Here is a 13,293-nt window from a genome sequence, read left to right on the forward strand (position 1 = left end):
GCTTATTATTTACGGTTTAGTCGATCCGTCAGCGCATACAGTACGCCAGAAATGACGAAGGTCAGGTGGATGCCGACCATCCAAGCCATGTCCTCAGTCGGGGGGGCGTGGATTGAGCCTAATGCCATAAAGTTTTTGAGCAGGTCAACCCCGGAAATGGCAACGATAGAGCCGATGAGCTTCAATTTCAGGTCACTGAAGCCGATATGCCCCATCCAGTCGGGGCGGTCAGCGTGTTCGTGCAGGTCATCCATTTTGGAGACGAAATTTTCGTAGCCACTGAAAATGATAATGATCAACAAGTTCATGATCAGCGAGATATCGACGAGAGACAGTACGCCGATAATGATGTCGTCATCACTGGCAGTCAGTATGGTAGTGGTTAATACCCACAATACTTTCCCTGACTTCACCAGTAATACACCCAAGGCTACGACCAAGGCTAAATACACAGGCGCGAGCAACCAGCGACTGGTAAACAGGAAATGTTCAAAGAGATGTTCGATCTTTTTCGCGGCGCTTTTCATGATATCCCGGTTTATTGTGTTGGTAAAAAAGGGATGCAATCATAATTTGTGTTGCACGCTCCGGCAATAACCCATAGCGGCCTGCCACAAAATGCGGGATGATACGCGGCTTACCCCGATTTACTGACCTGCGATGACTATGGATTTCGATCATTCTGAACTGTTGACCATTAAGGATTATATCCGCTGGGGCGCAAGCCGCTTTGCTGACGCCGAATTGAGCTTTTCACACGGGATGTCTTCCCCGTTTGATGAGGCGGCTTATTTGGTGTTGCATACCCTGTATTTGCCGGTGGATACCCCCGATCTGTATTTTGATAGCCGTTTGACCCGTAGCGAACGCGCTGCGGTGGCTGAGATTATTCAGCAGCGGATTGAAACCCGTAAACCAGCGGCCTACCTCACCCATGAAGGCTGGTTCCTCGGTTTGCCGTTTTACGTGGATGAGCATGTGCTGATCCCGCGTTCGCCGATTGCGGAATACATCGAAAAGCATTTCGCACCGTGGATTGCAGAGCATGAGGTACATCATATTCTGGATTTGTGTACCGGTAGCGGCTGTATCGGCATTGCTTGCGCCTACGCTTTCCCCCATGCACGGGTTGATTTGGGTGACATTTCGGCGGAAGCGTTGGAAGTGGCGCGGATCAATATCGAGCGCCATAACCTTGCTGGTCAGGTAGAAGCACTTGAGTCTGATTTGTTCGACCATCTGCAAGGTCGCCAGTACGACATTATCGTCAGCAACCCGCCGTATGTGGATGCGCAGGACATGGCTGCCTTGACCCCGGAATTCTTGCATGAGCCCGCCGCTTTGGCGCTGGCATCAGGGGATGATGGGCTGGATCATACCCGCCGCATCCTGCGTGATGCCGCCAAGCATTTGACGGATCACGGCATTTTGGTGGTGGAAGTGGGCAATAGCCAATACGCCCTGCAAGCCGCTTACCCGGATGTGCTGTTCCATTGGCTGGAATTCGAGCGCGGCGGTGATGGGGTATTCCTGCTCACCGCCGCTCAGGTGCGTGAACTGGCGAACTAAGGTTTCAGGCGGTACGTGTAGTAAGACGCATCACCGTCCGTGCCTGCATAAGGATAGGTGGTGGTGTCGCCCGTGTTATTGACGTTATTATTGACATTGTTGCTGGTGTAGCAATTGATCCTTTGCGCATCGGGCAGGTTGTTCAGCGGTGTGAAACCTTGCGATAAGGCGGCGTTCATTGAATTGCTGGTGACGGTGAAAATATTGATCTTGCCGTCAGCACCACCACAGAAGGCCGGGTACGCACGCCCGTCCATCCCGCAACTGCTGCTGGTGACGACTGCACCACCGGCTTGCAGTTGACGCTGCATTTCTTCTAACGGTATGCCACCGCTTTCACATTGGCGTGAACCCTGATATTTGTAAATGTCCACGTAAGTAATCGGCATGGGTGTCGCGGCGGGATACGTTGGCGTTGCCACGCCCCACGGACTCCACGGGTTGACGTAAGCGCCTGTCGGAACACAGGCGCTGAGGAATAGGCTGGACAACAAGGCCACAGCCCCAAGGTGGATAGATGACATAAGTGGCTCCTTAATAAAAAAATAGGCAGTGTCATCGCCGAATTTAAGCGTTTGATGATAACTACCCATTTGAGTGACTGGAACTGTTTTCAGTTCCAGCTTGCTGGATTAATGGTTCTCGGGGTGCTTACTATCCGCGCATTTACCTCCAGAACGTGATGGATAACGCATTCCCCGTAGGGTATGACGCTCGCCTCTGGTATTCTTTACACCATATCCACACCCCCATGCCTGTCAGCCGGAGCATAACATGACGCATTCGAGTTACCCTGTCGAACCTGGAAATCGTAACCAAGGCGGCACTACCATCACTGAAGACGGCGTGAATTTCTGCGTTTTCTCCCGGCACGCGGAGCGTCTGGAATTGCTGTTGTTCGAGCGTGATGACAGCACAGAACCTTTCCAGGTCATCGAATTGGATCCAGATACGCACCGTACCTTTTTCTTTTGGCACGTATTGGTGCTGGGTCTGCCGATGGGAACTTGGTACAACTGGCGTGCCCACGGGCAGGGCGACACCCGCACCACCGGTCGCCGCTTTGATGGTGAAAAAGCCTTGCTAGACCCGTGGGCGACCACGATCAGTGACCGGCTGTGGAATCGCGAGGCCGCTTCTCTTCCCGGTGATAATGTCGCCCAAGCGATGCGGGCGATGGTGCAGAGTGATGTTTACGATTGGGAAGGTGATACCCCGTTACACATTCCGTTGAGCGAGTCGGTTATCTATGAGATGCACGTGGGCGGCTTTACCCGGCATCCTTCCTCCGGGGTCGAGCATCCCGGTAGTTATGCTGGCGTCATCGAGAAAATTCCCTACTTACAGGCACTGGGTGTTACCCACGTGGAGCTGCTGCCAGTGATGGCGTTCGACCGGCAGGATTTACCGCCCAAAACGGCGTCGATGGGGTTAAGCAATTACTGGGGTTACAGCACGCACAGTTTCTATGCACCGCATCCGCATTTTGCGGTGGAAGCGGCGCGTGCCCGCGATGAGTTCCGCGATATGGTCAAGGCATTGCACCGCGCAGGCATGGGCGTGATTCTCGATGTGGTCTTCAATCACACCGCCGAGGGCAGCCCGTTTGGCCCTACCATCAATTTCAAGGGACTCGGCAACGAGATGTTTTACCACTTGGACTTCATCGACCGGAGCCGCTATCGGGATTACAGCGGCTGCGGCAATACCGTGAACTGCAATCACCCGATGGTTAGCCGCTTTCTGGTGGATGCCCTGCGCTATTGGGTGGAAGAGATGCATGTGGATGGCTTCCGCTTCGATCTGGCGAGTGCGATGGCGCGGGGTGAGGATGGCAACCCCCAGTACCATGCGCCGATGCTCTGGCATATTGAGCTATCCCAGTTTTTGAGCCAAACCCATATCATCGCCGAAGCATGGGATGCTGCCGGGCTTTACCAGTTGGGGGATTTCCCCGGTTTCCGCTGGGCGGAATGGAATGGCCTGTACCGGGATGTGATCCGCGCTTTTGTGCGTGGTGACACCGGACTGGTTCCTGAAGTCGCTACCCGTATGTGTGGCTCCAGCGATTTGTATGCTTCCCGTGGACGCTTGCCGTGGAACTCGATCAACTTTGTCACCTGCCACGACGGTTACACCCTGTGGGATCTGGTCAGTTTTGAAGGCAAGCACAACGCGGCCAATGGCGAAGACAACCGCGACGGTCATAATCACAACTTGAGCGCCAACTACGGGGTGGAAGGGGCTAGCGATGACCCGCGTATCGACCGGCTGCGTCGTCGTCAGGCGAAAAACCTTGTCGCCATTTTGCTGCTTAGTCAGGGCGTGCCGATGCTGCATGGTAGCGACGAGATACTGGCTACCAAACAGGGCAACAACAACACCTATTGCCAAGATAATGCCTTGTCTTGGCAAGACTGGAATCTGGTGGAACGCAACGCCGACATGCTGGCTTTCGTGCAGGGCATGATCCGGCTACGGCGTCGCCACCCAACCTTAAGCCGCTCGCGTTTTGTTACCGGTCAGCCCAGAAATGGTCATGACCTGCCCGACATTACTTGGCATGGAACGGCACTCAATGCAGCACCGTGGAACGACCCGGATGCCCGGCACATTGCGTTCACCCTTGCCGGTAGCAAGCCCGACGAACCCGCGCTGCATATCGTGCTGAATATGGCGGTGGAAGCGCAGACGTTTGCATTGCCACCGTTCCCCGGTCGGCAGTGGCGACTCGCTGTCGATACCACCACCGCACCGGGGGTTTATGAACCCGCTGAACAACCCATCATCAGTGCGAACCAGCTCACAGTGGAGGGACGCTGTGTGGTGGTGCTGGAGTCCCACTGAGGCATTAGCAGCAGGAACGGGACAAGGCCATGTGCGCTGCGCCCAGTAACGGCGCTTCAGGGTTCAGCGACAAGCGCACCGGAATGTGCTCAATCGCCCGCGCCATGCGCCCCTTGTCGAGGAAGCCTTGCATGAACAAGCCGGTTTCCAGTGCTGCCCGGATTTTTGGCGCGATACCGCCGCCGATGTAAATACCGCCGCGTGGCAGGCATTTCAGCGCGAGATTGCCCGCCTCGCTCCCGTAAATACGCACGAACAAACGCATGACTTCGGTGCATAGCGGATCATCGCCTTGCAAGCCATGACGGCTGATCACGGCATTGCGGTCTTCGTGCAACATTTCAGCTTCGATGGTGGCATTTGGTGCGGCATAACCAGATGCCCGCAGAAAATCATAAAGATTGCCGAAACCGTCACCCGCCAGAATGCGTTCGCCGCTGACGTGACCGCCAAAGCGTTCACGTAAAAAGACCAGCAAGGCGTCCTCTTGAGAAGAATTGGCACCGAAATCGCAATGCCCGCCCTCAGTTGGCATGACGATGTGACGTTGGCCATCCCACGCCATGATCGCTTGTCCTAGCCCCGTTCCCGCTGCAATCACGGCGGCATGTCCGGCTTGGGGGGCGGCGTGCGGATTCAGTTCCACGAATTCGTCAGCGGCTAAATGCAGCATTCCGTAAGCGGCCGCCTCAAGGTCATTAATGAGGTACACATCCTCAAACCCAAAGTCTTCAGCCAGTTTGCCTGCATCAATCACCCACGGCAGGTTGGTCGCATTGCAACGCTGCTGCTGGATGGGGCCAGCGATACCGAAACAGGCGCGTTCAGGCCGCAACGGCGCTACGGCGGCTAGAAAAGAGGTGACCAGATCGCCAAAACGTTCATAACCCGAACTCGGATAGACAGCCTTGTGAACCTCTTCCAGTGATGTGCCAGCGGGCTTGGTAGCGTTCACCCGGTACAGGCATAAAACTGTCTTGGTGCCGCCGACATCCCCTGCGAGTACGTGTTTCATGGTGCTTCTCCTGTATTATTGTTGAGCAAATGCGCCAGTGCCGCCACGATGTGATTGGCAACCTCTGACGGCGGGCATTGGTAAAATTCGCTCCAGGCAATGCCCCGGTATTGATCATAATCAGCCGTCTGTTGCGGGTGGTTCTGCTGCCAAGCCAGCCGCACGGCGTGGCCGATAATGACGTCGATGAACAAGGTATCATCAATGCGCAATGCCGGATTCTTCCACATCACCACCATCAGTACCTGCAAGGCTTCGGTATACAACTGGCGGCTGTCCGGTGCGGGTGTTTTATGCAGGATGTGCTCGACCCTATCCTTGAAAAGTTTTTCGCCGCGCGTCATGTTGGCGCATAGCTTGTGGTCGAGGCGCAGTTTCGGATTCCACTGATCACCGATGACCAGACCCATGCTTTGATTGACAATATCCCAGACGCCCTCGAAGAAACCTTCGCGATAGCGTCCGATGCTGCCTTGGATGGAACGCCATTCATGCCAGTTGGCGACATCCGCAAGCTCAGGGTTCATGCTGGCGTCAAACGTGACGGTGAGCATACGGCTTGAATCCGACGATACCTGCATTTGTTCGCGTTGCAGCAGGGTATCCCTCGCGTCCTGAAAATGCTCCAGCACGTCACGCACGGCTTTGGCGACTTCATACGGCGGCATGATCATTAAGACATCCATCGCATCGCTGATCGACAAACGCTTTTCGCGGCGCAAGCGTACCGCAATCAATTGCAGCAATTGCCCGGTGCGGATCAGGGTCATGTTGTCGAACAACTCCGGGTGCGCCCGCAACAACAAACCCAGATTGAGGATCAGTTCCTGAGTCAGAATCTGGGCGCGTAGGTCATCAGGGTTGAACTGGCGAATGGCTTGCAACAGTTCGTCTGCCCCCATTGGGCGACGGAATGTCGAGTCGCGGCTGTAAGAGCGCGACACACTTAGCGCCTTCTGGTGTACCACGATCTCGGTGGCAGCACCTTCAAGGTTAATGTCATGCTTGCCCAACACCGCTGCGCTGAGCCGGATCAGTTGCCAGTGGCGTTCCTCGCAAGCGCGGACATAAACCTCTTCCAGCAGGTCGCGAACCCGCGCAGGTTGGTCATCCATGTCAAGCAGGCCGGTATCGAAATCGAGGCCGTGGCGTGCTTCCAGTTGATACAAGGCATCGAACTGAACCTGCAAGTCTGCCCGTGTCGTCATCAGGCGGATCAGGTGAGTGTCGCCCAGCAGCAAAGGCTCAACCTGATCGCTGAGGTGCTCTTCGTCGTCGGTGATTGGCAATAGTATGAAACAGGGGCGGTCGGTCTGTGCGCCGCTGTCATCTGGAAACTGGTAGCCGTGCAGGCTATCAATGCGTTCACGTCCGGCGGTCGGCAGAAAGTTGGCAACACGCCCAAGCTGAACAGGGGTATCACCGACTTGCCCCTCGCGGCATTCACTCATGAAATCGAGCAACGCCGCGCTGCCTTCTGCCGTTAACATGCGTTCAGTGACGACCAAGACGACCAATGGCCGACCGGGGGCGTCCCACTGTTTGCTGACGTAGGTAAGCAGCATCTTCAAGCGTTCGACCAGCATGGCATTGTCGAGCGCCAGATAGAAATCATGCCGGTTGATGAAATGCGGCTGGAACAAGATGCGCTGACCGTCGAAGGTATAAAGGAAGCTGGTCGCCAGCCCGCGCAGGTGACGCAAGGGGCGTCCGCTCAGGCCGAGACGTTCGTTACGACCAAGCTGGCAGTAAGCATCCGCCAAGGCCGTGGCTTCATGGATGATGACAGGCAACACTTCGTTACGCGTCTCTGCCTTGATGCCTTGTGCCTCCAAGCGCAGTTTGATGCTGGGCGAATCGGCTAGCAGCGCAAACTGCACCCGGCGTCCGCGCCGTTGCCCAATTCGCAGACGGCGACCCAGTGGGTCGATGTCGGTCACGTCCAGCAGGCCATCCTGAATCAGTGCGCCGAGGATATACAGGCTTTGCGCCCATACCAGCGGCACATTTTCGTTGGGTTCGCGATCCTGACTGTGGGGATTGCTGCGTTCCGCTGCGATACGCTCCGCTGGAACCCGGTACAGCTCTGGCAATAGCAAGTCGCCGTCACGCTCGACCAGCAGGTTTTCCAGTTTGTCGCGGTAGATTTTCGCCTGCTTTTCATCGCCACGAAACAGGTGATGCAGCAGCAGGTAGGTAAAGAATAACGGCCATTCGCATTCGATATGCTCGAACTGCAACATCTCCTCGGGTTCGTAATGCAGGCGCTGGTGATCTTCGATCACGGTTTGGTGGCCGTCGCGCAGGAAACGCTTGCACCCGTAACGGCCTTCCAGCTTGTTGACGACTTCCGCGACGGTTGCTTCGACGAGGCTTGCGTCTTCGACGGCGAAGGCCGGGTAGCCGACGATGCTGAGGGTGGCGGCATCAACCTCTTTCGAGAGGGATTCGCTCGGCAGACTGGATTCAAGGGTGATGCGGGCGCGGGCTACCTCGTCAGGCACGACGTGTATGACCGATGCTTGCCCGCCGCCAGCGCCGAACAGGTTGAAGCCATTCAGTGCTTCCAGCGCGGCTTTCGCCATGCCGACTGAACTGCTGTTGATTTCGGCAATGCCATGATTGATCTTGTTGCCGCGTTCCCAGATGCCATAGTCCGGCGTGCGGTAGGCGCGACCGATGTAGTGCACCAGATTCTGCACGAAACTGACTTCATCAAGGGTAAAGGTAATGCGTAAACCGGAGGCGGTCATCTGCGCCAGCATTAGCAGGAAGAGGGACGTCGCGTCGAGTTGCAGATGCCCCCATTCATCATCACCCACGACGGGATCACCGCTGCCGGTGTCGTATTTGGCGTGCAGGGCATCGAGCGGGTCTTGCGTCTGTTTGAAGCATTCCACCTTGGAAGACTGACGCATCATGGCGATTAACAGGCCGCGCATGAGCTTGACCACGCTCTGTTCCAGTAGCACGGTGCGTCCATCGCTTTCATCAAGACGGCGATAAGCCAGACCTAGCCCCCAAGCGGCCAGAATGCTGTACACATTGTCGCGTACCCAAGCGTCGGTGTAATCGCCGTGCGCGGTGATAGCCGTGCTGGCCGGTAACAAGCCGGTGATCGGATGTTGGCGCGACAGGATGATGCGGGTTACTTGCTGGTAATAGTGATCCAGTTTGTCGAGAGAGACGCAGTTCATGGTAGTTTGATCTTTAAGTTAGGTTTCTTGGCTGACAATCTACACGTTGACGGCATTTTTACAAACATTTTTGGGTTGATGTTGTTGCCGTGGTTGTGGCATCGCGGCGGGGCAGTTAGGGCGTTTACTGCCGCTGGTGTGTTGGTGAAGTGGGATTTAATACGAGGCTTGCCGAAACACCCAAGGCTGCAATAAACGCCGGATCGTGCGAAACCACCAGCAATGCGCCGGGGTAATCTGCCAAAGTTTGCTCCAGTAATAAGCGTGAGTCCAAATCCAGATGGTTGTCGGGTTCGTCCAACAACAGTAAGGTGGGGGCATTTTCCCCGATAAGTACCGCCAGCAGAGCGACTTTCAGGCGTTCGCCCCCGCTCAGTTCGTGCAAGGCCAGACGCAAACCTTGCAGGCGTTGCAGTTGCCGCACCCAATAGAACGGCACAAGCCAGCGGATACTGCCGCTGGTGGGTGTGAAATCTTGCGCGAGAAGGGTAAGCAATACCGATTTGCCTTGCCCGTTGCGTCCGACCAGCCCGGTCAATCCGTCGGTCAGGGTGGAGGAAAGCGAGGTAAATACCGTTTTGGTTTGACATCCTCCCCTCCCTAAAGGAAGGGGATTCCTACTGCATTCAGCTAGATAGTGTCTGACCGAAAAAGCCTTCCTGCCGCCACGAGTGCCCAATTTTAGTCCATGCAGCCGTTTTCCCCGCCACCTTCTGGCAAGCACGAGGGTAAAACGCTGGGTTTCAAGGCATGGCTGGCAGCGCAGGCTTGCCTTCGGTGCAGGGGCTGCCCTGCCTTCCCGGCATTTTCCCTCATCGGTCGGCGTTGTGGGGTGGTTCAGGCGGCTTGGCGCTGTCGTCGGCGTTCATCCTTCTGCAAGGCCTCCAACGCCCTGGCCTGTAAAATGGCCCCGACCTTTTGCAGGTTCCTGCCCACCACCGCCAGTGCCACATAGCGCTTGAAGCGTTCCAGCCCCCGGTCGGGGCAATAGTCCAGCCCATGGACTTCCAGTGCGTTGATGCCGGATTCCACCGCTGAGTGCTGGCGTCTGGCCTGGACAAACGCCGGGTCGGTTTCACGGGCAGTGTCCGCCTGGCTCCAGCGGCCCTTTTTCGGCAACACCACCCGGTCGAGCAGTTCGGCCAGTTCGCGCTGGTTGGCCGGTGAGTGGAACCCCTTGTCAAAGCTGCACGCGCTCAGGGAGGGGAACAGCGCTTTGGCTTGCTTAACCATGGTCACGGCAATCTCACTGTCGGGGCAGTGTTGCATCACTTGGTGGTGGAGGATGAAGCCGTCAGCCGATTCCATCACGCACACGTTCAGGCCCAGCTCCACCGGCACACCGGCTTTGCCCTTGCTGAGCCATTCGCTGTAATCCTCGAAGAGGGAGAAGATCTTGTCGCCGTGGGGGATGGTTTCCCCGTCCAGCACCCGCCGCCGCACCAGGTCAACCTGATGCCACCCGTACCCCAGCCAGCGCTGGAGGTCGTTGCCCGACCGGCTGTCCAGCAGGCTGAGGGGCAGGTCAGCCACCGTTTCCTCCACTTTCGACAACAGCGCGGCGCACAGGCCCAGGTAGGTGTGGTGGGCGTCACGGATGGCCTGTTGCCGGGTGGCCTGCTTGTCCGGGTCTTGGGAGCTGGAGTGCTTGAGCTTCTGCGCATGACGGCAGGCTTTCTTCACCTGGCGGAGATTGTACTGCCATTGCCGCCAGCGGCTGTCGCCGTGCCCTTCACACCAATCGGCCACCGTGCGCACCGAACAACGCACCGCGTCGTACAACAGGTTGATGTCGGTCGGGTAGTGGATGTTGCTTTCCACCACGAAGGAGTCACAACGGGCGCTCAGCGGCGCGGCTTTTTTTTTAGCAGCTTGTGACCGGCCTCCACCACCAACTGGTTGATGCGTTGCAGGCTGGCTTCGTCCACCAGAGCGGCGTTGTCCTTGACCGTTTGCAGCTTGTACTCATCGTCATCATCCCAGAAACCATGCCCCAGCATCTGACGGATGCTGCGGTGCTGGTTCGCCATCTCCAGCAGCCGGTCATAGTCCCAGTTCAGGTTCACCCGCAATGTCGCCAGCACCAGCGCATTCCACAGATCCATGCCGGGGCGTCCACGGCTGGCGTCCACCTCCGCCGGAACCCGCTTTTCCAGCACCGCAAACACCGCCTCACGCAGTTCGTCTGTCACATAAATGTATTGCAGCCCTTGCAACACCTGCGGGATGTCGTCCCGCGAACGTGGGTTGAAGGTCAGCCTGCCGATGTCAGCGTGACCCAGGCGAAGTTGGCGGGCGATCACTTCACGCATCGTGTGTCTCCTGCGAAGTTTGGCGGATGGATGCCCTATTTTGCCCTATTTTGGGCGCTTTTGCAGCTTTCTGGCCTGCTTCCGGGAAATCTTAGGGCAAGGAAAACGGGCGTAGCATCTTGATCGGAAAAGGGTTTTAGGGTTTCCGGTCAGACACTAGATAGCTGACTGACTTCGGTGGGTTCCTGCTTCACAGAGCGGCTTAAGGTCGCATCTCCACAGGCTAACAAGCGGTATCCCCGCTCTAAAACATTGATCGCGCCGACATGATCGGCGTTATTTTCATAGTGGCATTTCACGCACACAAACCGCGCTTGCGTCTGACGATTGTCCGCCGCTACATGGTGACATTCGGGGCATTCCTGACTGGTATAATGCGGCGGCACAGCGAACAACATGGCGCCTTTCCATGCCATCTTGTAGTCGAGTTGCCGTCGAAATTCACCCCAGCCTTGGTCGAGAATGGCTTTGTTTAAGCCAGATTTCTGGGCAACGTTTTTACCGGGATTTTCCGCTGTGCCTGCCGCTGACTTGGACATATTCCGTACCTGCAAATCTTCGATGAACACGAACGCGTGGTTTTGGCTGAGCGTGGTCGTCGCCTTGTGCAGGAAATCGCGGCGGGCGTTGGCGATTTGCGTGTGAATTTTTTGAACGTTGGCTTGTGCCTTTTTCCAATTGTTGCTGAATTTTTGTTTGTGCGCCATGCGCCGTTGGTATTTGGCGAGTTTGGCTTGCTTGCCCTTGAAGCTGTTACGCGATTCCATCCATGTGCCGTCGGAGAGCGTCGCAAAACGCGCTATCCCAAGGTCAATACCGATAGCAGTGGTTGCGGGTGTGGCTGGCAATTCCACTTCGCGCTGGGTTTGGATGCTGACAAACCATTTCCCGCCCTTGCTGGAAACCGTGACATTGCGCAGTTCTCCCAACACATCACGGCTGTTGCGGTAGCGTATCCAGCCGAGTTTTGGCAGAAAAATTCGGCTATTGCCTGGGTCGAGCTTGATTTGTTTGGGGTCGGGGTAACGGAAACTGTCACCGCTGCCTTTGCGCTTGAAGCGGGGGAAATCGGCACGTTTGGCGAAAAAGTTTTGGTAGGCTTTATCGAGGTCTTTGAGGGCGTGTTGTAGGGGATGAACGGGGGCATCTTTCAGCCACGGGGTTTCCACACCGTTGCGCCATGCGGTCAGGTGCTTGGCCATTGCGACGTAACCGATGAATTTTTCACCCGCTTCATGGTTGGCTTGCTGCAACGCTAATGCCTTGTTGTAAACGAAGCGGCATGACCCAGCAAAACGGCGTAGTTGACGCTGTGTTTCACCATTGGGCATGAGTTCGTATTTGAAGGCTTGGAGTCGTTGCATCTTCGGAGTGTAGCTAAATAAAGAGCGGCTTGAGTGGGTATTCTGCGTTAAACTGCGCGGATTATCCGACAAAACTACCGAACATAGGGCGGCTTCGCCACCCGCGCTATCCTCCCCGACCTGAAGGACGGGGTTTGCCGCGCAACCTGATCAAATTGTTGGGTTAACTGGGAAAATTGGCAAACCACCTGCGTCATAAGAAACTCCTGACTGTGCGTTAAAAAGCGTACAGTAAGCGGGGAGGCATAGCAATTACGTCAGATTGTCATGCGCCTAAGACTTCACCCTATGAGTTTTGGCAATCAGTTCACCACTCCGTTCGGTCAACCCGAATGGTTCGATTATGAGGAAAAACAATGCAGCTTGAAACCATCTTACAAGCCATTCTGCTTACCGCTGACAAGACCTTGTCACTCGAACAACTAGAAAGTTATTTCACCCCAGAAGAGGGCATTCCCCGTGCTGCAATTCGCACCGCGTTGCAGGCACTATCAAGCGCTTGTGCAGGTCAGAGTTTTGAGCTGAAAGAAACGGCCAGTGGTTTTCGCTTACAAACCCGTGCGGCCTTCCAGCCGTGGGTGCAACGCCACGACGATAGCCGCCCGCCTAAATATTCCCGTGCTTTTCTGGAAACACTGGCCTTGATTGCTTGGCGGCAACCGATTACGCGTGGGGAAATTGAAGAAGTGCGCGGGGTAGCGGTCAATGCCAACGTGATCAAGACCTTACTGGAACGCGACTGGGTGCGGGTAATTGGGCACAAGGAAGTGCCGGGTCGCCCGGAAATGCTCGGTACGACCCGGCATTTCTTGGATTATTTCAACCTCAAATCACTGGGTGACCTGCCGAGTCTGGTGGAAATGAAAGATCTGGATGTAGACAAATTGCAGTTGGAGTTGCTGGGGTAATTTCAGCATTTTGACACCTATGGGCAAGGATTGGGGTGTATATTGTTGCTCCGCTAGTGAAATTAAAGTGATAGAGGTATA

The 13,293-nt window shown here is 55.9% G+C and carries 10 protein-coding genes; 3 read left to right on the top strand and 7 right to left on the bottom strand.

Going from position 1 to position 13,293, the window contains the following annotated elements; genetic code table 11:
- Positions 1-5: 5 nt before the first annotated feature.
- Positions 6-527 (bottom strand): TIGR00645 family protein, encoded by a 522-nt coding sequence (locus tag J9253_RS04555; protein ID WP_210223496.1) that lies wholly within the window; start codon positions 525-527, stop codon positions 6-8.
- Positions 528-666: 139 nt separating this feature from the next.
- Here J9253_RS04555 and prmB point away from each other — a divergent pair, with 139 nt between their 5' ends.
- Positions 667-1,569 (top strand): 50S ribosomal protein L3 N(5)-glutamine methyltransferase, encoded by a 903-nt coding sequence (gene prmB / locus J9253_RS04560; protein ID WP_210223497.1) that lies wholly within the window; start codon positions 667-669, stop codon positions 1,567-1,569.
- On the opposite strand, the gene J9253_RS04565 is transcribed toward prmB, so the two are convergent.
- Complete coding sequence (locus tag J9253_RS04565) at positions 1,566-2,093, bottom strand: HU family DNA-binding protein (RefSeq protein ID WP_210223498.1); 528 nt, start codon at positions 2,091-2,093, stop codon at positions 1,566-1,568. The two genes, prmB and J9253_RS04565, sit on opposite strands and share 4 nt — an antisense overlap.
- Before the next feature lie 250 nt (positions 2,094-2,343).
- Here J9253_RS04565 and glgX point away from each other — a divergent pair, with 250 nt between their 5' ends.
- The gene (gene glgX / locus J9253_RS04570; RefSeq protein WP_210223499.1) at positions 2,344-4,416 is read left to right on the top strand and encodes a glycogen debranching protein GlgX; all 2,073 of its coding nucleotides are present in this window, start codon (positions 2,344-2,346) and stop codon (positions 4,414-4,416) included.
- 4 nt (positions 4,417-4,420) lie between these two features.
- Here the strand turns inward: glgX and glk are convergent, their stop codons facing one another.
- From glk to J9253_RS04595, 5 genes are all read right to left on the bottom strand, one after another.
- Complete coding sequence (gene glk / locus J9253_RS04575; protein ID WP_210223500.1) at positions 4,421-5,431, bottom strand: glucokinase; 1,011 nt, start codon at positions 5,429-5,431, stop codon at positions 4,421-4,423.
- Entirely contained in the window at positions 5,428-8,628 is a 3,201-nt protein-coding gene (locus J9253_RS04580; RefSeq protein ID WP_210223501.1) for a glycoside hydrolase family 15 protein, read from the bottom strand. Before J9253_RS04580 ends, glk begins: the two co-directional genes overlap by 4 nt.
- Before the next feature lie 124 nt (positions 8,629-8,752).
- Entirely contained in the window at positions 8,753-9,166 is a 414-nt protein-coding gene (locus tag J9253_RS04585; RefSeq protein ID WP_228291505.1) for an ATP-binding cassette domain-containing protein, read from the bottom strand.
- 299 nt (positions 9,167-9,465) lie between these two features.
- A protein-coding gene (locus J9253_RS04590; protein WP_228291448.1) for an ISNCY family transposase occupies positions 9,466-10,940 on the bottom strand; the annotation gives its coding sequence in 2 pieces (ribosomal slippage) (positions 9,466-10,487 and positions 10,487-10,940; 1,476 coding nt in all).
- A gap of 149 nt (positions 10,941-11,089) precedes the next feature.
- The gene (locus J9253_RS04595; protein ID WP_210223502.1) at positions 11,090-12,304 is read right to left on the bottom strand and encodes an RNA-guided endonuclease InsQ/TnpB family protein; all 1,215 of its coding nucleotides are present in this window, start codon (positions 12,302-12,304) and stop codon (positions 11,090-11,092) included.
- A gap of 356 nt (positions 12,305-12,660) precedes the next feature.
- On the opposite strand from J9253_RS04595, the gene scpB reads away from it, so the two are divergent.
- Complete coding sequence (gene scpB / locus J9253_RS04600; protein ID WP_210223503.1) at positions 12,661-13,212, top strand: SMC-Scp complex subunit ScpB; 552 nt, start codon at positions 12,661-12,663, stop codon at positions 13,210-13,212.
- Positions 13,213-13,293: the final 81 nt, after the last annotated feature.

The sequence above is a fragment of the Thiothrix litoralis genome (assembly GCF_017901135.1).
Classification (GTDB): Bacteria; Pseudomonadota; Gammaproteobacteria; order Thiotrichales; family Thiotrichaceae; genus Thiothrix; species Thiothrix litoralis.